This is a genomic window from Phyllobacterium sp. NPDC097923 (assembly GCF_044760925.1).
Lineage (GTDB): Bacteria > Pseudomonadota > Alphaproteobacteria > Rhizobiales > Rhizobiaceae > Phyllobacterium > Phyllobacterium calauticae.
Genome location: NZ_JBIWBL010000009.1, coordinates 36,087 through 58,348, shown reverse-complemented (window position 1 = coordinate 58,348; position 22,262 = coordinate 36,087). Strand labels below are relative to the sequence as shown.

General features: G+C 56.0%; 18 protein-coding genes. 1 reads left to right on the top strand and 17 read right to left on the bottom strand.

Annotation, left to right across the window (positions count from 1 at the left end):
- Nucleotides 1-2: 2 nt before the first annotated feature.
- The 15 genes from ACIQWS_RS24785 to ACIQWS_RS24715 form a co-directional block, all read right to left on the bottom strand.
- Complete coding sequence (locus tag ACIQWS_RS24785) at nt 3-617, bottom strand: DotI/IcmL family type IV secretion protein (RefSeq protein WP_130519725.1); 615 nt, start codon at nt 615-617, stop codon at nt 3-5.
- Complete coding sequence (locus tag ACIQWS_RS24780) at nt 614-1,321, bottom strand: DotI/IcmL/TraM family protein (RefSeq protein WP_164057009.1); 708 nt, start codon at nt 1,319-1,321, stop codon at nt 614-616. The genes ACIQWS_RS24785 and ACIQWS_RS24780 overlap by 4 nt, the downstream gene beginning before the upstream one ends.
- On the bottom strand, nt 1,282-1,563 hold the full coding sequence (locus tag ACIQWS_RS24775) for a hypothetical protein (protein WP_130519729.1): 282 nt from the start codon (nt 1,561-1,563) through the stop codon (nt 1,282-1,284). The genes ACIQWS_RS24780 and ACIQWS_RS24775 overlap by 40 nt, the downstream gene beginning before the upstream one ends.
- Before the next feature lie 9 nt (nt 1,564-1,572).
- Nucleotides 1,573-2,532 carry a hypothetical protein gene (locus tag ACIQWS_RS24770; protein ID WP_207900515.1) on the bottom strand — a complete coding sequence of 320 codons (960 nt, stop codon included), beginning with the start codon at nt 2,530-2,532 and terminating at the stop codon, nt 1,573-1,575.
- Between the two features lie 171 nt (nt 2,533-2,703).
- Nucleotides 2,704-3,039, bottom strand: coding sequence for a hypothetical protein (locus tag ACIQWS_RS24765; RefSeq protein ID WP_130519731.1), 336 nt, complete (start codon nt 3,037-3,039; stop codon nt 2,704-2,706).
- A gap of 92 nt (nt 3,040-3,131) precedes the next feature.
- Nucleotides 3,132-3,434: a hypothetical protein gene (locus tag ACIQWS_RS24760; protein ID WP_225247034.1), complete on the bottom strand. Its 303-nt coding sequence runs from the start codon at nt 3,432-3,434 to the stop codon at nt 3,132-3,134.
- A 74-nt stretch (nt 3,435-3,508) separates the two neighbouring features.
- Complete coding sequence (locus ACIQWS_RS24755; protein ID WP_130519735.1) at nt 3,509-6,118, bottom strand: hypothetical protein; 2,610 nt, start codon at nt 6,116-6,118, stop codon at nt 3,509-3,511.
- Nucleotides 6,119-6,122: 4 nt separating this feature from the next.
- A complete protein-coding gene (locus ACIQWS_RS24750; protein ID WP_130519737.1) occupies nt 6,123-8,501 on the bottom strand; it encodes a DotA/TraY family protein in 2,379 nt (792 codons plus the stop codon).
- A 17-nt stretch (nt 8,502-8,518) separates the two neighbouring features.
- On the bottom strand, nt 8,519-10,018 hold the full coding sequence (locus ACIQWS_RS24745) for a hypothetical protein (RefSeq protein WP_130519739.1): 1,500 nt from the start codon (nt 10,016-10,018) through the stop codon (nt 8,519-8,521).
- Nucleotides 10,019-10,024: 6 nt separating this feature from the next.
- Nucleotides 10,025-10,708, bottom strand: coding sequence for a hypothetical protein (locus tag ACIQWS_RS24740; RefSeq protein ID WP_130519741.1), 684 nt, complete (start codon nt 10,706-10,708; stop codon nt 10,025-10,027).
- The gene (locus ACIQWS_RS24735; protein ID WP_130519743.1) at nt 10,698-11,123 is read right to left on the bottom strand and encodes a hypothetical protein; all 426 of its coding nucleotides are present in this window, start codon (nt 11,121-11,123) and stop codon (nt 10,698-10,700) included. The genes ACIQWS_RS24740 and ACIQWS_RS24735 overlap by 11 nt, the downstream gene beginning before the upstream one ends.
- Nucleotides 11,120-12,121 carry a hypothetical protein gene (locus tag ACIQWS_RS24730; protein ID WP_130519745.1) on the bottom strand — a complete coding sequence of 334 codons (1,002 nt, stop codon included), beginning with the start codon at nt 12,119-12,121 and terminating at the stop codon, nt 11,120-11,122. Before ACIQWS_RS24730 ends, ACIQWS_RS24735 begins: the two co-directional genes overlap by 4 nt.
- Before the next feature lie 10 nt (nt 12,122-12,131).
- Nucleotides 12,132-13,145, bottom strand: a complete 1,014-nt coding sequence (locus ACIQWS_RS24725) for a hypothetical protein (RefSeq protein WP_130519748.1) — start codon at nt 13,143-13,145, stop codon at nt 12,132-12,134.
- Nucleotides 13,142-13,897: a hypothetical protein gene (locus ACIQWS_RS24720; protein WP_130519750.1), complete on the bottom strand. Its 756-nt coding sequence runs from the start codon at nt 13,895-13,897 to the stop codon at nt 13,142-13,144. Before ACIQWS_RS24720 ends, ACIQWS_RS24725 begins: the two co-directional genes overlap by 4 nt.
- A 12-nt stretch (nt 13,898-13,909) precedes the next feature.
- On the bottom strand, nt 13,910-14,557 hold the full coding sequence (locus ACIQWS_RS24715) for a hypothetical protein (RefSeq protein WP_130519752.1): 648 nt from the start codon (nt 14,555-14,557) through the stop codon (nt 13,910-13,912).
- A gap of 88 nt (nt 14,558-14,645) precedes the next feature.
- Between ACIQWS_RS24715 and ACIQWS_RS24710 the strand changes: the two genes are divergently transcribed.
- Nucleotides 14,646-14,810: a hypothetical protein gene (locus ACIQWS_RS24710; RefSeq protein ID WP_164056736.1), complete on the top strand. Its 165-nt coding sequence runs from the start codon at nt 14,646-14,648 to the stop codon at nt 14,808-14,810.
- 121 nt (nt 14,811-14,931) lie between these two features.
- Here ACIQWS_RS24710 and ACIQWS_RS24705 read toward each other — a convergent pair whose 3' ends face one another.
- Nucleotides 14,932-15,903, bottom strand: coding sequence for a helix-turn-helix domain-containing protein (locus ACIQWS_RS24705; RefSeq protein WP_130519756.1), 972 nt, complete (start codon nt 15,901-15,903; stop codon nt 14,932-14,934).
- A gap of 271 nt (nt 15,904-16,174) precedes the next feature.
- Nucleotides 16,175-22,255 carry a strawberry notch-like NTP hydrolase domain-containing protein gene (locus ACIQWS_RS24700; RefSeq protein WP_130519758.1) on the bottom strand — a complete coding sequence of 2,027 codons (6,081 nt, stop codon included), beginning with the start codon at nt 22,253-22,255 and terminating at the stop codon, nt 16,175-16,177.
- Nucleotides 22,256-22,262 lie beyond the last annotated feature (7 nt).

The following is a 22,262-nucleotide window of genomic DNA, read 5'->3' as shown; positions in this document are numbered from 1 at the left end:
CATCAAGACTCGTTCTTGTTGAAATTCTGTGTGGCGCTGATGCTGTCTATCCCGATCCCGTTCGGGTTGGCCTCGGAGGGCCGAAGCGCAACAATCAGCATCGTCAGCAATATGTCCGACCGCCTCGTGTCCACGTTTGACTGCTGAAATTGAACGATAGGGACTTCCACTCGCCAAAAACGGCGTCCCTGCAAAAAGCCGACCTCTTTGATGTTCGGAACGCCGGATCGGTAAGCTGTTTGCGTAACGAAGTTCTCTCTAAAGGCGATAGGGGAGCCGGTACGGTTCACTTCCTGAACATAGGAGTTTTGGCCAGAAGGCGTGAAATACTGCCTCAGAGCCGAACCGATGATCGTCGCCTGATTATAGTAGTCGTATGAATTGACCGCGACTGCGGCATCAGAAGCGAAATCAATAAGCCTCGCTTGACTGATCGCAGCTTCTTTCAGGACCGTCGCGTTGCACGAGCTGCCGGTGCCCTGCTCACGCCAGACAAATTGCGTGACAGGTTTCATCAGATAGGTGTCGGCCGTCATCGCGAAGCTCGCAACGACACCAAGGCCAAAGAGACCGCCAAGACCTATAATCGCAAAGCGGTAGATCTCGACACCTTTCATGGACGCCCCCCTTCTTCGACTGGCTGCGTCGAGACAAGGCGACCAATCGCAATACCCTTTGGATTAAGAGGGGATTTGTGAGTACGAACGATCGTTGCATAGAAATCACGGTTTTCCGACCGACGATCCTGCGAGTTCCGGTAGATCAGCGTCATTGGGACGACGATTTCCCACTCATAGCGAGACGTACCGTCCGGCTGTCGAGTTGGCCCTTGCCTCGATATCACTGCGGGACCGCGTTGGGTTGCGGTAGCGTTCTGATATTTCGCGACGACATCCTTGATGATGCCCCACTCGCTGACCGAAAGACGATAATTGTTGCGGCCTTCAAGCGTCATATAAAGCGACGTGCTGCTGTTGATCTGGTCGCGCCAAGAAGTCCAATCGTAGGTTTGGATCATGCGGATCGCGTTTACCGCAAAGTCGCGAGCGGTCGCGTCTGCCACCATCGGCTCATCAAGGCCGATAGGCGCACACACTGACTGAGCATCAGTCGTGCCCAAGAAGGCAGTTGCCGGGAATTTTACGAACCGCGCATAAAGAATTTGCGCCAGATGAACATAGATCAGAACAACGGCAACTGCCAAAAGCAGCGTGAAAACGCGCATGTTCCGCAAGATCGCGGCCATCGCTGCATTGTCTTCTAAAATAGCCTCTTTCGACTTCACCGCGCCGTATTCCCCTGCAAAATCGGCACCGGGCAACCAAAAACCCCGCCATCGGCGACGTAAGGTTCAGTCACCGCATTTGCCTGTAAAACATATCCGAATAACAGCACTGCGAGCGTCCCCACGATCAGCGCCGTCCATAAGATCGTAAGCTGTTGCTGCTTGGCGATAATCTGTTCACGCGCGATAGAAGGCGCGACCGGATCGGGAAGAGTAGCCAAAGCGAACTTTGGCACCCTTACCTCACTGAATTTCTTCTTCTTATCGAAAAGCCCCATTGGCGACCCTCATTCCTTCAGGAGAGCATCGACAACCGGCATCATGGAATTGTCCCACCCCTTGAGAACGGCGACTTTGCCAGAAGCTTTCGGCACCACGAAAAGCGGTACTGCTGGAGCACGATCAGGCAGATTTGCCGCCAGCGTCAGCCAAACCTCGAAGTTCTGGTTGACCTCTTTGTCGAGGTTGGCATCCGGCGACATGTCGAGACCTTGCGTCTGCTGTGCCATCAGATTGTGAAGCGCCTTGACCTTATCCTGTTGTTTCAGGACACCCCGAATGCCCGGCAACGCATCAAGCTGTGTGGCCTGATCGCCGAGCACGCTCACCGGCACAAAACGGATCGGGTACTTGCCTGACAACGCCTTATGAGCTGCTTGGCAATACGGGCACCGAGGATCGAAGAACATGACAATGGTGTTCTTCTCGCTCGCCTGCTGACCGGCAGGCGTGTCGGAAATGCTCGCCAGTGAGGCTAGGCCGGTCAGCAATTGGTTTGCTACATTCAGGTCGGCAATTTCATACCCGGAATCGACCCCTTGCCGGGTAATGGGTTGCGCCGATGCGATGGCGTTCGGCTGAGCCTGCTGCGTCTGCTGAGTTTGCTGCACCGGTTGCTGCTGTACCGGCTGCTGCTGGTATTGGACCTGCGGAGGCTGGTAAGGCTGCTGCAACGGGAATTGTTGCGCCTGATACTGAGGTTGCTGTGGATACTGACCCGGCTGCGGATAGAAGCCCGGCTGCTGCCCCGGAAACTGCGGATACTGGCCCTGCGATTGCTGCGGATATTGGCCCGGCTGAGGCTGGTAGCCGTTCATCATGGGCGGTGCGCTCTGCGGCGCAAACTGCTTCGGTAAAACAAAGACCCCCAAGCAGGCTACGCCAACGAATGCCGTAGCCCAAATTCCCTGAATGATAATCTTCTGCGTTCCCGAAACGCTTTCCTTCGATGACGTGGTCTCAGCCATGACAATCCCGTTGTTAGAACCCGATAAACCGGTTTTCGCCATCGAGCGAAAGCCATCTACAAATCAACCGTCGCCACCTTAAACGACAACGATTTTAGAATCAATTTTTCTATCAAACATTTCCGGGCAGTTGTAAATGTGTCTCGCTTCACGAGACCTCGCGCCGCTGTCCTACTGGCTGACGACGCGCCAAGCGCCCTCGATCATCCGCAGACTCAAGGCCCGAGTATCCTTCGCGCCCGTTTTGACGCGCTCTAGGGTCACATCGGCAAGATAGGTTGCGTCATCCTGAGACCGGATATTGTCGATTGAAACGATCTTCACAGCCTGAGGCGGGATAACATGCCACTCGGCGGCGGCGGCACCATACGCTTGTACGGCCTCCTGATACTGCTGTGCCATGCGGCTCATCACAGCTCCTTCAATTTCCGCGTGACTCGGCCCCTTATCTCCGCAGCCAGCAAGCAGTCCGCAAATAATCAAAATAGCTATTCGTTTCATTTGCATGTCCTCTCCTGTCCAATGATTCCACCCCAAATAAAAAAGGCACCGGCCTATATGGCAGGTGCCTTCCGTCTCTCGCAAGTTGCAGAATTATTTTATGCGGCGTTCCGAGAGTCATTCGCCAGTCGGGCGGCTCTCATCTCTTCCAGAAGCGCCTTTTGCGTCTCGTGAAGAGCACGGGTTTCCTCCAGCAGATCGACCAGAGTAAGCCTTGCGCATTCGCCTTGGATCAGGAGGTTCGTCAACGTACCTTCTGCCGTTGCATTTCCTTCTACAAGCGTCAGGCCATTAAAGAGGCTTGCATTATAGAGGTCGCGAACATCCGCAGCACGCATCTGGGGCTTTGGTTTTTTTCCGAAGAATTCCAACACCTTAACCTCCTGCAAAAAATTCGACATTAATTTCCGTTTCTAAATATATGTCAAATCCCCAATCATATCAAGGATTTTAGGTCGCTCACGAGTTAAAGTCCTCACTCAGCAGCAGCCAAAAGCGCCCCTGTATTCAAAGTCGCCGCTCGAATGGAATTGTTGCGAAGAGCTGTACGCCTTGCCACACGCAAAGGCTGGTCAATCAAGACACCAAACGCCGCCATTGCCAGCTCGCTATCCGTTGCCGACAACCCTGCGCTGGAAATGCTATCCGCGTAGCGCGCCTTCAGCGCATCCTCCAATTGGTCGATCTCGCGGTTTACCGAGATAGCGCCGCTGCTGCTGTCTAGCGCGGCGAGGCTTTCGACAATTGCAGCATCGAGCTGCCCCTGCGAAACGATGCCGCTTTCCAGCATATTTTTCAGGGTTTCAGCCACAACCTCGATAGGCGTATCAGCCTTTGGCTTGCTCCTTCTAAACCGCTCATCGCGGATCACACTTGAAAGCGTCGTAAGAATATCACGGAGCAGAACCGCAATGCCGTCACGATCCTTATGGTCGAGATATCGCCTCGTCGGATCAGCCTGCGTAAATGACCACTCTTTGATGCCTTCCGCGCTCAGCTCCTCAAGCATCTTCTCTTGGCGATCACGCTTGCGAATTGCTTCTATCGATTCAGGATCACGAGATTTTACCGGCACAAAATGGTTTAGCCGCCATTCTGTGACTTCAGGGACCCCACCGGTATAGAAAGCGGTATAGCGGATCGTCCGGCTCTCACCACGTCGAATCCGACCTTCCCGCGTCTGCGTGCCTACGATCAAATGGAATTGGCCGTCTTGCTGCCCTGCGATGTCGGCATATTTGATCACGTCCTCTTCTTCGTAACTGACCTCATCACTCAAACGGGTGGTCTTGAAGGCAGCGCGCTGATCAACCTTCATCCCTCTCGAAACAGGGGTCATCACTTTGGATCCCCACCCCCGGATCAGCTTAAATGTGTTGCTGTCTTCGCCCCCGACGAAACGGCCAATATGCCTCAACGTGGTATTCTGAAGCGTCTCTTGGGCTTCCTGCGGGGAGGCTTTTTCGAGAGAGTCGGGCGTCTGCATACCGAACGTGCATGAAACCCCAAAAGAGCGGGCTTGCGCAGCGGCGACAGAAAATCCCTCGACAACATAATATCCGTACTCATCGAAAATGAGCGGATAGGGCATGTTCGATTTGCTAGGTGATGCGTCCACAATACTGCGGCGGTCGCCCTCAAGCGGCTTATGGAGCAGGTTGCCGAGAACCTGTTTCACAGCCGCAACCGTGATCTTTCCAAGAGCCGCTGTGCTTGGTGGAGCTTTTTCGAGCGAGGGGATCATTACAAACACTATGCGACGGTTCAGGAAAACGTCGCTCATGTTGATTTCACCGACCTGCGCGTTAAACACATGCCCGAAGGAATAGGTCAGCATCGCAGCGGGTTCCGACAGGCTCATCGTCATGTAACCCCACTGTCGGTACACCTCGGCACGAGAAGTTTCGTTCGCTTGGTTCTGATCGCCGCCGCCCGTGCCTCCCGCGAGCTTTCGATAGCTTTCTATCATTTCTCGGGAGAGCGCTTCGACCTCGTTTTCGCCAGACAGGAGCGCCATCGCAATCTTCGTATCGTTGGCGTCGATCATGGGAGGCGGCTCTTTCGGCATGACCTGGCTATAGCCCGGCAGATCGAGAAGAACCTGCTCCAAGCTCTGGCAAGCCTGCTTCAACCGAAGAAAATCTTCATGCTTGCCTTCATCCGGCAGGCTGACTACGCGGCCGTGCTTGTCCCTGAAGCGGCCAAACCATACGAGGTTTTCAACGTTATTAAGCTGGAAAAACTCTGTCAGCAGTCGCGGATTGTAGTCAACATATCCCCGCTCTTGAAGGAAAGTCAGAGGCCGGGGAAGCGCCTTGTTGAGCTGCATAGCTCGCTGCGCGAACACGCTGTTCGATCCTTCTGCTGGCGGAATGAATGTTTCCATCAGCGTGCTTTTCTGGTCAGATGACCCCATCGAAAAGGGGTTGAAAGTGTTGGTCAACTTGACTTCGGAATGGCCGTAAAAATCCTTCGCGCCCATCATGAAGTTGAGGGTGAGAAAGTCCTCATCCCTACCGAAAAGGCGGGTGATTTTCTTCAGTGAGTTGAGGGTATCGGCCGATGCCTTACCGTCAACCATAATCGCACCGCTGTTCAGGCAAAGGGCATTGAACACAAGTCCAAATATCTCTTCGGACTTACCGGAACCGGTGCCGCCAAGAACCATTCTGTGGGTCTGGATGTCTTTCGCGGCAGACCACACCTCCTGACCAGAGTACGCCCCCCGGCCTACTCCGTGGTAAATGACGCCAGCGCCAACGTCGCCTGTAGACTTGTCTTTGAAGCCCTTTTTGCCGAGGTCCATCGGAACCCGGTAAGGGGCATCCCACAACTTACGGGCATAGCTCCCCTGTGACAGAGCGAGGAATACCGCGCCAATCGCCAGAAGTTCCGGCCAGAATGGTGCCCAAGACAAGAGCAGAGCTATGACAGCCAAGCCAAAATAGGGCTTGAGAACGTCAGCGGGATCGTTGTGGCAATCCTTCACCCATTCGGTGAGGCTTTTCCTCCTTTCGCGCCGGGAGGATAAGCGAACAACGTCTGTATGCTCGACGCCTTCAAACTCTCTCGTGCGCTTCGCCATTCAACTACTTCCCTGTGCCACCAAGGCGACGGGGCGGATTGCTCCCTCCGTTGCCAAGGCCCCCGCGAGGCTGGTTCCGCATCCGGGCAATCTGACTGCCAGTTCCGGCCAACGACCCACGCCCGCCGATGGCAATCTGCGATGCTGCCGCAGCAGCAGGATTTCCAAGCATCCCTTCGCCGCGCTGCGCTTGCGATCCGAGGAACCGGCTCATACCTGCCTCGACGCCATCCATCACGGCATCCCCAACGCCGTCGATCAGGCCGCAGCAGATGGAAACCAGCGCTACCGCCGCCGAGGCGTAGATCATGAACCCGCCGATTGCCAACGCGATATTGCCCAACTGCCCCCCGGCGCTGACCGGTCCAGCATAAGCCATGGCCGCATATGCGTTTCGTGTGAGGATGTTGAGGAAATCCAGCCCCACGCGCATGAGCATCATGCAGAAGATAAGTCCGATGATGATGAGAGCCGGGCGCACCAGCAATGCCAGCAGCACCATCAACGCTCGCGCGATGCTCGTCCCCTGCAAACCACCTTGCCGGTTTGGGTAGAACATTTGCATCAGCCAGAACGGCGCTGTGATGATCGTCTGTACCGCCAAGATCAACCACGAGAGTGCGGCGAGAAAGAAGTAGATCAGCGGCATGTACGGCACGACCACAGCCAGCAGAAAGCCGATGGCGACCAATAGCCAGCCGAGGGGACCCACCATTTCAAGCAGCTTTCCTCCGATATACGCCAGTGGGTTCACCATCCCCACCGCCGATTCCGACGCAATTTCACCAGCTTTGGCAGCAGCGACGAGAGCGCCGCCGGCACCGAGCATCGCACCGCCCGTCGTTTGCAGTTGCGGGATAGGATCGGCCCAACCTTCTCCGTTCAGAGAGTTGCCTTCATTGTTCTGGCCCATCATGCCGAGCACCCAATCGGTCAGACGGCCCCAACCCATACCCGCACCGCGAATAGCCGCGATATCAGACGAGTTCGTCCCCAATCCGCTATCTCGGTTTGCGTTGTTCAAGAATGTGCCCGACATCTGATCGAGGTTGGCCATGTCCGACGAATACTGCTTGAAGAAGACTTCCAGTTCATTTGAACACGTTGATTTCCAGAAGGCCCACGAGCTGGAGACCACGCAGCCCCAAGCTGCCGCCAGATCGCGCGAGGCAGGAGTAGCAGAAACGGATATCCCCTTGCGGATGCCGTCGCGGGCAGAGGTCGCATTCACGAGAATACGCTGGTAGAGGACCGCATAGAACCAGCCGTTTCGATTAGAAGCAGACATTGCCTGCGCAGTTGTCTGGCGCAGCTCCGGTTCAGATTGCTGAAACTGAGTGTTGATGGCTTGCTTAGCCGCCGCCACAACCGTCGAGATAGACTGCCCAATAGCGTCCACTTCTGCCGGGCCGCGCTTCCGCATGCCATCTGCAGGGTACAGTATGTCAGTCAACCTCTGCGCTTCGGTATCGAGCGACGAGAGGATTGCATCGGCACCGGCCTTACCTGTTCGGGCAGCATATTTGCTGATTGTGCTGGCGATCTGGTTCTGGATGGCCATGTTGGAAGGATCAGCGTTCGCGTTCGCCTGAGCGTTCGGCACCGATTTTTCAATGGAATAGGTAGCCGTAACGCCGCCGCAAAGCCCAATGCTGTCATTCAGCGAAGCAGGAGCTTTGAAGTAGATGCTCCGTTGCGCAAATCCTTCTTGGGTGTCTCGTACCTCTGCCCCCGAAACAGGAGTAATCTGGCCGTTCGTCGTTGCCATACTGGCAAGACTTTTATTCAGCGAACGTTTGCAAAGCTCGCCGCCCACCCGCGCCTGCAACGCTTGGGTTATAGCAGTCCGCAGATCAGATTCGGTGCCATCCCCCCCGTCACTCCACCAGCCGCTCTCATTCAGGTTCGTGAACGTCTTGTTGACGGCATTGGCACTTGCCATTTTATCGCCAGCGATGCGCCACATCGAGTCCCCGAGGCCAGACGACCATACGGCCACCTGCATCGTGCCTATTTGCAACGCGCTGTATCCGTTGAAGGCCGGGAAGCAGAGGATCGCGCCCAAACCGGCTAAAACAAGCGTCCAGCTTGGGTTCATTGAACGACCACCGGCCTCGCCATCATTTGCCGTATCTTTAAGGGCCGCGAATATGAGGTAGGTGGCAACGACAGCGATGACAGCCAGCATCGCCCAATTCAATGTTGTGACGAGCTGCGCCAGAATATCGTTGGTGTTATCGCAGCTACCGCCAGACGGAGCCGCTTGACCACCCGGCACCCATAGGTAATCGAACGTGCAGCCAAGAATTCGCCGAAGGAATACGAGGCCCGCACTATAATCTTCGGGAGTGAAAAGCTCTGTAATATCCGGCCGCTCAGCCATTGTGTCCCCCTAAGACGTTAAATACTCATACGTGGTGTGGCCGCATTTCTAGGCTCAGCCGGGCGCGCTCGTGTCTTGCTATCAAGGTCAGACCTACTTGCCTGCACCACGGCCCTCATATTCGACATGAAGGTAGCAAGCTCGTCGCCAGTAGGCGTCAAACTTGGGGAACCGACGCTTGAAAGCGATCCCCCCATCTGTTCCATTGATTGCGTAGCCGCCACGTGGGCCTCAAATGCCCGCGCAAATATCTCTGCTGGTTCGGTCAGGTACGCCGCATACTGCGGAGAGATAAGGCCCTTTTCTTCCAGCGCCGAGACAATCCTTCTGGTGGATTGCGCGAATTTATGGGAGCGAACCTTTTCCAAGATAAAGTCTTTATCGCCAACATTGTGTATCTGGTGACCGATCTCGTGAATCAGGGCACCGGGCCGCGTCGGCACAATGTGAATTGCGTGAAGCTGAATATCTTCGTTGGCTCGATAAAGCGTTGCCGATCCACGGTCCAAGCCACCGGCCCGGCCCATATCAGGGGCAAAGAAAAACTTCACGGTTTCATCGCCGAAAAGGCGATCTCTCGGCATTCCAAAGGCTTTCGCCGCTGCCGACAGCGCTTGAGTAATACGTGCCTTGGCGTCAGTGGCAAGATCGAGCGACAATCCCTGTTGGACGGTAAAGGTGTTCGGGCCGAGATCGGGCGCACCCTTCGGCTGGAATTTCGCTCCATCATAGGCACGATAACTAATCCGTTCGCCCGCAGCCTCCACGAGCCGCCCGCGCAGCGATGAGGCAAGATCAACCTCCGCAAGACCGGTGGCATTGATAACCGAAACCTCGCGCGCAATGGCTTCCACCATTGCCTTGATTGACGTGTCGGCCGCGATCTGCGCCTCGCGCCCACCCGCATCCCATTCCATCAGGCTATCGAGCTTCTCTTGCCATCCATGCCGACCGGTAGAGACAGCTAGCAGAACCGTTCCCCATGTCTCGGCCGCGCGTAAAGGACCAACCTTGGCTACTAAGCGGTCATAAACCCCGAACGCGTCCCCCTCAAATGGCAGTTGCTTGGCGGCAGCGGCTCTTGCACCCATCACCGCATATGCATGCTGGATTGAACGGTTTATATGCTGCAAGAGGGGAACCGGCGCGTCGGCCGCAAAAGCGTTCAGCACCGCATCTGTGACCTCGCGGGAGGATCGAGCGGGAGGCGCAATGTTCGTTGGCGCCCGTGCTGTAACGCTCAGTGCCCCCATAATGCGCCCCTTGTCAAAGAATGCTTCCAGCCGGGTCACGACATCATTTAGCGAGCGCACATCGTTCATATGCTCATAGATCGCTGGGCGGCCATCGTTACCGCTCTGGATCATCGCCCATCTGCCTTCGTATGCCTTCTCAACAGCCGCAGGGCTAGGCTTATGCGCTAGCTCCAATCGGAGAAGATAGCGGCCCCCGCTCTGCCTCAAGGAAAGCGAGATGCCGGGGCCGAAATCGAACCACTTTTTCGCGTTCTGGTCCATCTCTCCTCACCTTTCATCGAAGCTGAACGGGTTGATCCCAAATCCTATGTCGCTAACGCGCCCGACCAATTCCTGCTCGTTTATGACGCCTGCCGGGGCAAACTTCGTTCCATCGTGCTTGACGAGGCAACATTTATCGAACTTCAGCTTCTCGCCGTTCTTGTCCTGTGCCTGCAACAAGGCACACGCCTCCATCTGAATCTCACCGGCCTTTTCTTTGCCGAAGGCCAGAGTGACCCGATAACCTGGCTGCACTGCCCCCTTCGGTTTCGGGGCTATAACGAAAAGCCAGAGTCCCGAATCCGGCCCATCACCTTTGAACCAAAGGACGCTGCGGCCGGGAGGAATAGCGTCACAGCCAATTCGCGCAATATACTCGCCGATTGGCATGCCGCCCGGCTCACCATCGATGAACGCCTCTTTTTCCGCTGCATATGCAGCATTCTTGAGGGTGATGTTCAGTGAGGTAGATTCCTCAACTGACAGCCTTTTCACCTGCGGCGAAGCCTCTTGCTTCGGCGTGGCGGCAACAGAAGGCTGCTCGAACGACGTTTCGCGCTCCGATCGCTCGAATTCCCCGATCTCATCCTCATCCGAGAACCCGACCTGATCTTTCGCCTGCTTCTCGATCATTGCAGCGCTCGGAGCATCGTCGTCATCTTCCACACTCGAATACGCATCAACCGTCATAGTCGCTCTCCGCATGTTTCGATCCGCTCGATGCAAGTCGCTCGTCAGCCAGCCTCTCCACGGCTTCCTGAATCTGCTTGGCGGCATAGAGCATCTTCGGCATTCGGCTGATCCGACCTAACGCCTCATTGATCGCCGCCTTCATCCTGTCTGGATTGAGCTGCACATCAGATTTGCGTCGAGCCTCTTCGTGCTTCGCCGCCGTTGCCAGCTCTGAAACGTAGATGTCCCGTGCAGCCGAGGGGCGCGAGGGATCATCTACCTCATAGGTAATTTCGATGTCGCCATCGCCGACCTCGAAATCCTGATCATCGAAATAGCCGTCGCTATCCGGGACAGCCACATCAACGTCTACTGTCGCTATCTCGTGGCTATCGTTGTGATCTGCGCGTTCGGCTGGCTTATTTCCTGTCAATTCGATCCCTGTGCCTCTGCTGCGAGCATTCCTGCAACGACCGCGGCCTTGCGAGCCTCTGACTCCGAATGGTAGGTGCGGAGGCGCATCGAAAGTGCCCGCAAGCGGTTAAGTTCGATCATCAGGCCACGCTCTGACTGCATCTGAAGAGCATTGGTCCATTTTTGATAGGCGGGACCACCGCCATAGTTGTCTATCAAGGCATCCATGGCCTGAAGGACGCTCCCCGCCCCATCTCCGTCCCCGCTGGCCTTATTCGACATCGCCGCGACCGCAGCCAACGAAACTAGCGCAGGCGAGCGCCAAGCCTCTGCCTCGCGCGCACGCAGCATCGAGAATTCACCTCCAACAGTGCCTGTCTCATTACCCGTGGGCTTCTCCACCGCAAAACCAGCGAGCTGCTGGATTACTTTTCGCTTATCCTCTTCCGAGGCATTTACATCGAGCAACAACGAGGCGTCCGTCGAGCGCGGATCTCGCCGGTCAGCCGCCTGCTGCGCGACACTCGGAACAGATCCCGGCGATACGTCGATCTGCTTGTAAACACGCGAGGTTGAGCTACCGGTGCCATCAATAGCGCCCGTCACCTTCTGCAAAAACGCCACTTGGGCGCATGCATTGGGTCCTTGCCCTGTCTCATACGAGTAGTTTTCCTTGATCGCGACCAAACGCTCGCGCCGCATCTGCTCAGTTACGGTATTTGCGTAAGCCTCTTGGCTCTTCTTGGTGGCCTGCTGCAACCTTTGCCCTTCGCCGGAAGTTTGCCGGTTGAGCACCTTGAGCGCTGCGAGGACCTGTTCCAGCGTCTCGGAGCCAGCTTTGGCGACATCATTTTCCAAAATCTGCGTTTCTTGGATCAGATGCTTTTCGACTTGCTCGTGGGTGGCAATCCATCCAGTGCTAATCGCACACCATGCCGCAGCGGCCGAATTAGCGCCAAGCAGCATGCTACCGCCGAGAACAACTGAACCGAGAACAAAACGCTTATGCTTTTTCATCGGACAGCTCCTATTGAAGACCGGCGCGGCGCTGGCCAGCGCCTACAGAGACAACGCCCTCGTTGCCGTTGAACACAGCTCGGTTAACCCGAGACAGGGCATAGGAAGACAGCGCCAGTTCCGTTCTCGCATTGTCTTTGACCTGAAAAGCCATCAGAGCGATGTTTGCGGCTTCAATCCGAACAGCGTCGAGCAGCGTGGCTCTCAGCGGCTTGTCGGCGCTGGCCTGCGCCCACTTCACCCCACCATCGTCACCTGTCCAATGCTTCATCAGCTCGGCCAGCTTTTCTCTCGGGCCACCCGGCTCATTTTCGGCAGCGATGGACGACAAAACGTTCACCACGACCGAACGACGAACATCGTTCCTGTTCTTTTCGAAGGTCTGCAAATCGCCTGCCACACCGCCACCGGCTTGCTTCTCAATCGGGGGTCCGGCAACGAAATTGATATACTCTGCCGCCGCCGAGCTGTTGCCGCTGAATATAGCTTCGGCATCAAAGTTCGAGCCGCTTTGCGCCAATGACGCCCAATCCTTCGGGGACCCATATTGGCCCGGCTTGAAATAGGTGCCATTACGATAGGACGCGGCTTTCCCGGCCATTGCCATGTTTGCAGCATAGAAAGACTGGCTCTTTGTCTGCAAACCGCAACTGTCATAGCCCGTGACGCCATAGCGCTCTTTCGCATCGGCAATTTGATACGCCTGCCTCTGCGCAACATTTGCGCTTGCTGCCGCTTCAGCAGATTTCTTTACCACGGTAGAGGTTTGCTGACCCGATCCCGATTCCTGTTTCGTCAGGACCTTCAGCGCTGCCAACAGAAGCTGGCGTTGGCGCATCTCTTCCGTGATGAGCAACGTCTTCGATTTCACGATCTGCGTCGTCACAGCAGTATCGAGCTGTAGCGTCCGCTGGATTACATGCGCCTCAACAGCACATGTCACGGCAAACGCAGGGGACGAAATCCCCGCCATCGTAATCGCAGCGAGATAAAACGCCGCCTTTTTCTTCGAAATAACGGTCATTGCATATCGCCTCCCATACCCGACACCGCCACGCCCATCATTGTCGAACGGGACGCTGAAAGCGCCGCGCCGCGCATACGGGCATTCATCAATTCCAGACGATCCCCTACAACTTCAGCATTAGGCTTGATCGTCGGCAGTGGGGCGAGGACATCAATGTAGTCCGCAGCCGTCACGACTTCAGCGCCGCCATAATTTCTATTCACGAGAAACGGCGCTGCATTCGAATCCCCGGCGTTGCGCTCGCTTCGAACGGTCGATTGGCAGTATGTCGGGCCGAGGGCCGCACGCTCCTGATCGGTGCAGTAATGTCCGATCCTCTTAAGAAGCGAGTTCTTGATTGTCGCGGCCGCGTTTCCGCCGCTGCTCAGGTATTTCTGATCAGATGACCGGAAAGCGGTCAGCATCTTCTTTTCGGAATTATCGACACCTGAGAGACCCGACCTTGCATCCACAACAGCGCAGGATGTCTCACCTTGACCAGTTTCATACGAATATCGGTTTTTGATGTCGGCCATACGGAGCGCCTGCTCTTGCGCAAGTTCCGCATTCACCGCCGCCTCTTCCGATTTCTTGATCACGTGCTGTGTTTGGGATGCTGAGCTGGAGACTTGCCGGTCAACCGTTTTCAGGCCAGCCATGAAGCGCTCGAAACTAGTCGCCCATTCCATGATCGTTGCATTGGCAGCGCCCGGCATCGTCGTGCCAGCGAAAGCGATGCCAATCACCAGTGCGGTTGCTGCTTTTCGCATCGGATATCCCCTTTACTGCTGGAAGAGATTTCCGAACGGGTTGCTCGTGTTTCCGGTATTGCCGGTGGGCTGCGTTCCATTACCCACCGTGTTGTTTCCAGCCTGCACGGCAGGCGGGGTCATGATCGGCTGGTCGATGCCGTTGCCGGTGCTCATTGACGCCAGCGTGAAGTCATACTTTCCGATGCCAGGAATACTCGGAAGCTTCAGCTCTGTTACGCTATTCCCTGAACCGCCAAGCAGCTCATTCATCTGTCCTCCCATGACGGAATCGAACTGGTACATATTGTTGTTGATCTTCCCCACCACCTTCTGCAGTTGGTCATTGAGCACTTGGCAAACTTGCTGCTGAGCTTTCTGGATCAAACCATTGATCAACTGATCCGCCGCCCCGCCCAAGAAATCGAAGCTTGTGGGGATCAGGTTCGAGAGATCGAGGGAATCGAGCAGGTTTGAGCCAAGGCAGCTATTGGCCCCGTTAAAAAACTCGGAGCTATCCACTTTCGCTGCATCGAGAAGCGCTATCTGTCTCTGAACCGCTGCATCGGCCGCTTGAGTGATCCCGCATCCACCCGCACCTTGAGCGGAAGCCGGTGAGGCCGCAAAAATCGCCGCCGAAACTGCCAACCCTGCAAACGTCGCCTTCGTTGTGGCACGCATGTCCGTCTCTCTCCTGTTAGCCTCTTTCCCACGCGGCAAGAGCCGCCAAAGCAATTCTCAAATTTCTGACGGACAAAACCGCCGCGAGATGATCGGCACCATATGCCGCCGTCTTCTCGAAACCTTGGCCGGTGCGATCCTCGACCGCGAGCGGCTTGTACAGGTCAACGAGGACGGCACCTTTCAGCGGATTTACCGCCAGTTGAGTTCCGCTATCGGGGTTTGCGTTCTCTGGCACTCGCTCGACCTCTGAATTTCACTGTGAAATCAAAAAAAGATTTACTGCATAATGCGGCAATATCCAACCCCCCGCAGGCCGCATTGAGAGCAATCCCGCAGAGTTGAATAAGAACGGCCTGTCGGCAGGAAAAACGCTAAATACGGAACCTTTGGACGATTTTGATAAACCGCTCTTCGATTTTCGGAGCATCAAGGGGGATATTTTTCTCGGAGCAGAACTTTCGGAAGGCATTCGCCACAATATCTGCATCAGGGGTGACGCCTGTCGAATGCTCCCTAACCAGATCACGCCAATGGCTGAAATAAATCGATCCGCTTGCTGGAAATGCTACGGCTCCAATGGCCCGCCCACCTTCTCTGCGCGGCTCTGTTGTCTTCGATCTTTTATTTAAAAAATAAGATTCTGATTTCTGCCTAGTATTTTGTGTACCCCTTGCAGCGGAAACCGGGCGGTCAGACCGGTCCTTTTTTTGCATTCGCTCAAGTCGAGCGCGGCACCAGTTCACGACCTTGATCAAGCAAGCCTGAGCGGGCCGTATAATCGACGTTACACCCAACGTCTTCCCGCTCTCAACCACGATGAAACCGCTCGATTTCAGATGAGCCAAAGCCTGCTCGACTGATGATCGGCTGCACCCCGCCTTTTTAGCTATTGTCGCAATGGAAGCGTCACATCGCCCGCGCGCGAGGGCGCTAAGCTCGCAGATCGTGTGCAATACCGCTCGAAAACTGGCACGAGGAAGCTTCGCATAGATCTCGGCTACGTTTGCCCCGCTCTTTTCGAGCTTCGCTGAGAACCAACCCGCACTGATGTTACGAGTTCTCGCCTGCGCACGCCGTTCCTCCAAGGTAAGCCTCGAATGGATGGCCAAGGGTGTGCCCCATTTTACCGGTCGCGCTCTCCGGCCCGCCGAGAGTTCCGCCCGACGCTCATTCACCGCGCCGTAGACAGACTCCACAAACTCATCATCCAGTAGCCCGCGAGCGTGCGCACCGATGACAGCCTTGATGCAACTATCCAACGCCGAATGTGACCATGTATTTTTGACGTTAGATAGGATTGTTCGTTCGCTGAGTTGGCACGTCGCCAACGCTGAAGCACTCATCTTTCTCTCTTTCCGGTTAGCCGGAAACGCCGAGAAAAAAAGACAAAAAGACTTGCATTTCGCCCTGAAGGAATCTACCTTCTAGGGAGAACGGCGCTCGGCAAAAGCGTTCTTTTCTATCTTAGTTTTCGACCCCGGACGGGAGACCGTCTGGGGTTCGGCATTTCTGGGGTTAGCTTTCTAGTCCTTGACTGATTCCCTTTCCAAAATTTTTCACAATGAAACCCGACAGAAAAAGTATGTCAAACTTTTTAACGCCGGGTAACTCATTCTACACGGCTGCAACTGCTGGTGACGTGGCTCTCTCTGAGCGCACCGACATAGTAGCCTCCGTTTTTGCTCCCAAATGCTGACTGATCAGCTCACGGGAGAGATTCGCCACAACCTCATTGTACACGACCAGCGCGCCTTTGATGCCGATCATCCCATCAAGGGACTTATCGCTCGCCGCAGCGCATAGAATCGCGGCTACGTCCGACGCCGATGCGATCTCCTTCGCCACTGTCGAGTTGCGCACCACGGCCGTGCCAAGCTTGTTGCTCCAATCTGCGCAAAGCGCATCCTTGGATTTGTCGCAAACATCGTTCTTGGCTTTTACGATTACGCCGAAGGTCTTCCCACCGAAGGCAGCCAGCGCGCCTTTTTCGCTGAGTGACGCGGCGCACCTGGCTATCTCCTTTTGGTCCCAATAGACCCGGAAACCACTGGCCGCGTCAGACGCGCCCTCTCGAATTCGGATCGATGCGCCGGGAGTGAAAAGCTTTTGCGTCGAGTCCCCGAAAGGATCGGTGCCGACAAAAAGACCGGTATTGATCGCCCCTTGCTGCCGTACAGCTTTGACGATTTGCTCATGCATCTCTTGCAGCCGAGGCCGGATCAGATCGCGAACATGATCAATCGTAACCTTGCAGCCACCGTGGACCATCCTTGTGAGCATGTCACAGGCGATGTATTCCGCCCGCGCCTCGTCGTCTGCCTCGCTGATAATCCCCGTCATTCCTAAAAGGAGGCCGGAAACGGAAGCCACGTCAGCTTTCATGAAGCCGACACGGCTTGCCACGCTCGATGTCAATTGCTCGAGCACTTTCTTGTGCCCATCGCGCTTGAGCAAAAAGCAGTGCCGGATCGCGCCGCTTTCGTCCGTATACATTGCCTTTTCGCCCATTCGCTTCCCCGCGAGAGCCGAAACGGCGGCAAAAAGGTTGCCTTCAACAGCATATCGCGTCCGACTGACGCTCCCGCCCTGCACATTCTGGAACAGGGCCATCATCACGCTGTCTTCGGGACTGCCATCTCCCAAGAACGGCTTCCAGTGAAGACGTTCATAACCATTTCCGAAATCGGGGGATTTTCCCTTCGCTTCGGCTTCTTCCAGCGCCTGAGCGAGAGGTTGAGACCACATGGGCGCAATGGACCGGGCGAGGCCAATCCCGTCATCGTCCAGACGCGCACTCTTGAACGCCCATATCTTCGTGACGCCCTTAGCCTCAACTGTCGCTTGGTGTTCTTCGCGTAGGATCGCATAGACAGATGCCATCGGCATATCGATCAGGTGCTCCTCGCCGGGTACTGCGATCCGCACGCTCCACTCGCCAAGATTCAGGGGCTTCTCCTCGTTGAAGCGTACATCGGTGATCACGGCCGGGACACCGATCTCTCTATCGGTGTGATCTGTCCCGTCGATATAATCGACGGCGGCATTGAACAGCGTCGAATCTCGCAGCCTTGAGACCAGCTTGGGGTAAACCGTGACGATAGCGCCGGGTGCGAGTGTTGGTGCTATGTCGAGCAGGAAATCAAGCTTGTGCCCGGCATCGAGCACCATTTTCTCAAGCCCCTTGATTTCCTTTTCAGCATCGCGTGTCCATTGATTATCCCAAAACCCTTGGGCGACCTCCAATGGGTGTTCTGTCGCTCCAAGGCTGCGCAATTCGTCAGAGCGGTTCATCACACGGTCGAAAATCGGATCAGAGAAACGAATTTCCTGACCACTCGGCGCGAGGCTTTCCAGCCGCTCAACAACCGACATCTCGCGGCCAAGGGTTTGATCGATCATCCATCCCTTGCCCCGCGCTACCGCGTCCTCAACAGCCAGCACATCGATTGGCTTGATTGTCTCCTTGTAAGTCAGCTTGTTGAGCGCAAGGGGACGTTCGGACATGCGTGCTGATGCCGCGTTGCCACTTATCAGCGATGCCACTTCTTTCACCTGCGCCCGCCAGTCATATTCTCGCAGCCGCAGAGGATTTTCGCCGAGGGCGTCCAGCAAGGCCACGCGCATCTGAAAAGCGGTGTCCAGCTCGCCCATGATCGTGCGCTGCATGCCGGAAGGCAGCGCGATCATACGGCCCATCAGCTTCTCAGAATATTTCGTCTCGATATCGGATTCCGGGTCGATATCGAGCGTGACGGCAATATCCGGGTTATTCTTGAGATATTCGCGGCTGACAAATTGCCCCACCTCGTTGAGAAGGTCGAGCGTATCCTTAATGTTGGACTCGTTTTCACGGGTGGCCGTAGAAGCCGCTGTAAGCGAACGGTTCTTTCGGTTGAACAACTGCGCCAGACGATCCGAGCTGGCCAGCCCTTGCAGGGGCACCGTATAGAGCGGAGGATGAATTTGCCCGACACGATTGATGCGGCCGTCCATCTGGCGCTCCTGCGTCACATCGCCCTGCATCTGCGCCTTGATCATCTCCCGCTGCCGCACGTCGAAACCATTTGCGGGTGACGCCTGCGCCGACAGGCCCACAGCGGCCGACTGGTTCAGGATCAGAACATCCACACGACCGTTATTGAAGTCCGAAACAACATCGTGCTTAAGCGGCTTGGGCCGGGCGCTAATGACAAATCCGCCCCCATCTTCCGCTGGTCGCGACATAAAGGAACGGCCCGTGATTTCTCCCAATGATAACCCGTGCTTTTCGAGTGCCACGGCTAAGTCGTCGATCACGGTCATCGACAATAGGGAAAAGTCGGCCGCATCCACCCGCGCATTGAAATCAGCCAGCCAATCTTCGTATTCGTGAAGGCGAATTTCTGTGACCGCCCCGAATCCATTGCTTTCCTTAACGGTCAGCAACCGGTCAGCTACACGCTTGATCACATGCCCGAGGTGGGGCTTCTCAGGGAGGACATAGGCTGACCCCTTCATGATGCCCGCATTGTCGGCATCATCGAGGCCATCATTATCCCAATGGCTCGCGATCAGATCGCGCATCAACGTGTCGCCAGTATTGGCGACCGCCACCAGAGGCTTCCTGCCTTCGGCGATTGACTTCAGCACGAGGTCTTCCAAGAAAACCCCATTGATAGCCAGCGTCAGGTAGTTCGACAAATGATGGAACCGGGAGGCTGGTGATTGATAATGCACGCCGACCGAGCCTAGAGCACGGTCCCGTTCCGCACCCTCTGGCATCTGTTCGATGTCCTTTTTCAGCTCCTTTTGCCGATGCTGAGACCAATCTTTGACCTCGCGGCCGAGGGCCAGCAACTCGGACATCTTGTGCGCGAAAAGATCGACCTTTTCGAGTACCTGAGCAAAGCGAACCGGATCGACATCTTGCAGAGAAACAGTTTCGCGAGCGACTTCAGTGTTGTCGAGTTCACGCGCAATAAGCCCTCCCGACCGCGCCATCTCGTAAGAAAGCGCTTCCTGCAAAGCCAGCGGCTCTTTTTCGATCAGCTCCACCAGTCTGTCGGGCGGAATCCCGACATCCGGTAGCGCAGAGCCGTAGACGCGCAAATTCCGCGCACCCTTCAACGCCGTCCCTGACGCATATGCAACGGAACCACCTGCCGCTTTGACGCCCTCAACCAGTGCTGTCATCGAGAGACCGACGTTCGACCCCTCACCGGCTGCTCGATGAGCCTCGTCCATGATCAACAATGGTGGCTTGTCCTGCTTGCCAAGCCACTCCATGATCGCCGCAAGTTTCGCTTCCCTGCCCTGCGCGCCGAGCTGCGAATATGACGACAAGATCATGTTCATCGACGGATCAATCGTCTTTTCACGTTTGGCAGACGATGGCGATGCCCGGAAAACGAAACCCTCTCCACGTCGCCGCTCCCCCTGAAAATCGGGGTCAAGGATCGATGCATCCTTACTGCTGTTGACGATGTAGGGTTTGATAAACTGCGGCAGCTCATTGGCTGGCTTCCGCATTACCGTGGCCAGATCGCGCGCTACAAAATCCGTGAATAACGAGGCATTATCGGTGAAGAACAACACCGGCCGATCCTCTTTGAAGGCCGCACGGGCGAGCGCCGCGAGCTGACGGCCTTTCCCAACGCCCATCAGATCTCCGACAATAATGGATTCTGCCCGCAGCGCTTTATGAAGCGCAAGCCCTACACCATCGACCTGTCCAGCATGCAGCAAGCCTCCCAACTCGCTGACCTCAACGCCAAGGCTGTCTGCAACAAAATTATCTACCGGCCCGCGAACGCGCTCCAGCTCCGTGAGGGCAAGTGCGACCGGTTCTGCCAGCGCTTTTTGAATCTTGAGAACAGGGCCACCAACAAGGGAGGCGGACTCATACGTGACTTGGAACGGATCATTCTCAACAACCAAGTCATCGACCAGCACATCAGGCGAAACCACGAACTCGGCCTCGTCCTCCGACATCTCAAGTTCGTCTTCACTGACCGCCTCGAACACCGGTTCCTCGACACCTGGACCGACCGGGGGAACTGCCGGGACCAGAGCCGCCGGCACATCACCGTTGGGCGTCTCATCTGTCGTGATATCAGCGTCGTCAAAGTCGGGAGCTACGAACGTTCTAGCAACCCGGGTGTCTGGCGCCGAGCGCCGAGCCATAATCTCGTCCATGGCCAAACGTGCAGCATCGCCCCACGCGAATAGCTGATCAGTGGTATGGAGATATGGCAGCTCATCGGGGATTTTTTTCGCTCTCTCAGCGGAGAGCGGGTTTTCAAGCCGGGGGCCAAGGGCATAGACGATCACAGGGAACTCAGCGCCGGATTTCCGATAGAGCCTTCCGTCGAGCATGGCAGCGCCAGCAACCTCGAAGGTCGCATGGAGATAGTTGTTGAAGAAGCGTGTCGCTCCCTCAAGCTTGCCTTCGCCCATCATCTCACCCGGTAGAACTAGGAACGAGCGACCACTGTCCGCTCGCACCTGGTTCAACGCGTCATAGACGATCCGATGGTCAAGGCGTGAGATGGAGAGCGTGCGGCCCTCTCTATCAGCCACATTCTGTGCCTTGATCGCCTCAAAGGGTGGGTTTGCCAGAACGGCGTCAAACGCCATTCCTCCAAATCCACCTTCAGCGTTCACTTCGAAAGCTCGCGGCCTGATATTTACAAACGGTGCGCCCGCATCCTTCAGCACTCTTGTGCCACGTTCTGCGCGTGCCTTGTCCAGCTCAAAGCCTTCTATACGTGCTCCGGCCGCCGCAGCGCCGAGCGCCAGCGTTCCGTTTCCGGCCGTTGGCTCAAGCACCAATTCTCCCTCGCGGATGCGCAATATATCCTGTGCGACAGCCGAGATCGTAAGAGGCGTTGAATATTGCTGCAAACGCAGCCGTTGCGCATTTCGTTCGCCATGAGCGGCAGACCTATCAGTCAGCTCTCTGGCGACTTCACGGAAAGCCCCACCGCTGCGCACGAGGTTTGCAGCTTGGACCGCCAATGCGGCTTCAATTTCCTCCTGAAAGGCGAAAACGCTAAGGAAAGGAGACGCGTCATCGACAACTATATCCTTGTGCAACCGGGCTATCGATCCCCGGTCAAAGCTATCACCTTGCACGATAGCCAGTGCTACACCGGCCGCGCACCCTGCCAGCTCAGTTGTTCGAATCGCGCGTAGGAACCGATCACGATGCTCGCCTTTTTCACGACCGTTGCTGAAGCGGTCGTACTCGTAGTGGGCCTCATTCGCTTTGTTGACTGCTACTCGGCCCCCGATGGTTTCAAATACCTTTGAACCGGCGAGGTTAAGGCCGATCTGGCGCGGAGTGACCATATCACCCATGCCGGTGCCGCTCATGCACTCGTGAAAACGCTTGGACAAGAGCGCGCGGTCGGCAACATCGACGTTGAAATCATCGTCCCAAAGCCGCCTGATCGGAAGGCCGCAAGCAACCCACAAGTCGCTTGGATCGAGATCGCCGGGCGGTCTTACGACGAAAATCGTGGCTTCGCCCCTCGTAACCGTATTGAGAACGGGCACATTGCAATACTTCAGACCGCCCCGCACGCCGGTTGCCCGCACATCATCGGTCGTCGCAATCAAAAGATCGCCTGCATTGCCGTGCATGCGAGAAGCACGCGGTATATACGCGGCTCCGATGCCATCGACAGAAAGAATGGGGAGTGGAACGGAAGGCATACCTTAG

What these genes read in the sequence shown, in the direction of transcription:
- ACIQWS_RS24785 (WP_130519725.1), bottom strand. Translation starts at nt 617, where the DNA reads ATGAAAGGTGTCGAGATCTACCGCTTTGCGATTATAGGTCTTGGCGGT.
- ACIQWS_RS24775 (WP_130519729.1), bottom strand. Translation starts at nt 1,563, where the DNA reads ATGGGGCTTTTCGATAAGAAGAAGAAATTCAGTGAGGTAAGGGTGCCA.
- ACIQWS_RS24770 (WP_207900515.1), bottom strand. Translation starts at nt 2,532, where the DNA reads ATGGCTGAGACCACGTCATCGAAGGAAAGCGTTTCGGGAACGCAGAAG.
- ACIQWS_RS24765 (WP_130519731.1), bottom strand. Translation starts at nt 3,039, where the DNA reads ATGCAAATGAAACGAATAGCTATTTTGATTATTTGCGGACTGCTTGCT.
- ACIQWS_RS24760 (WP_225247034.1), bottom strand. Translation starts at nt 3,434, where the DNA reads ATGTCGAATTTTTTGCAGGAGGTTAAGGTGTTGGAATTCTTCGGAAAA.
- ACIQWS_RS24755 (WP_130519735.1), bottom strand. Translation starts at nt 6,118, where the DNA reads ATGGCGAAGCGCACGAGAGAGTTTGAAGGCGTCGAGCATACAGACGTT.
- ACIQWS_RS24750 (WP_130519737.1), bottom strand. Translation starts at nt 8,501, where the DNA reads ATGGCTGAGCGGCCGGATATTACAGAGCTTTTCACTCCCGAAGATTAT.
- ACIQWS_RS24745 (WP_130519739.1), bottom strand. Translation starts at nt 10,018, where the DNA reads ATGGACCAGAACGCGAAAAAGTGGTTCGATTTCGGCCCCGGCATCTCG.
- ACIQWS_RS24740 (WP_130519741.1), bottom strand. Translation starts at nt 10,708, where the DNA reads ATGACGGTTGATGCGTATTCGAGTGTGGAAGATGACGACGATGCTCCG.
- ACIQWS_RS24730 (WP_130519745.1), bottom strand. Translation starts at nt 12,121, where the DNA reads ATGAAAAAGCATAAGCGTTTTGTTCTCGGTTCAGTTGTTCTCGGCGGT.
- ACIQWS_RS24725 (WP_130519748.1), bottom strand. Translation starts at nt 13,145, where the DNA reads ATGACCGTTATTTCGAAGAAAAAGGCGGCGTTTTATCTCGCTGCGATT.
- ACIQWS_RS24720 (WP_130519750.1), bottom strand. Translation starts at nt 13,897, where the DNA reads ATGCGAAAAGCAGCAACCGCACTGGTGATTGGCATCGCTTTCGCTGGC.
- ACIQWS_RS24715 (WP_130519752.1), bottom strand. Translation starts at nt 14,557, where the DNA reads ATGCGTGCCACAACGAAGGCGACGTTTGCAGGGTTGGCAGTTTCGGCG.
- ACIQWS_RS24710 (WP_164056736.1), top strand. Translation starts at nt 14,646, where the DNA reads ATGATCGGCACCATATGCCGCCGTCTTCTCGAAACCTTGGCCGGTGCG.
- ACIQWS_RS24705 (WP_130519756.1), bottom strand. Translation starts at nt 15,903, where the DNA reads ATGAGTGCTTCAGCGTTGGCGACGTGCCAACTCAGCGAACGAACAATC.
- ACIQWS_RS24700 (WP_130519758.1), bottom strand. Translation starts at nt 22,255, where the DNA reads ATGCCTTCCGTTCCACTCCCCATTCTTTCTGTCGATGGCATCGGAGCC.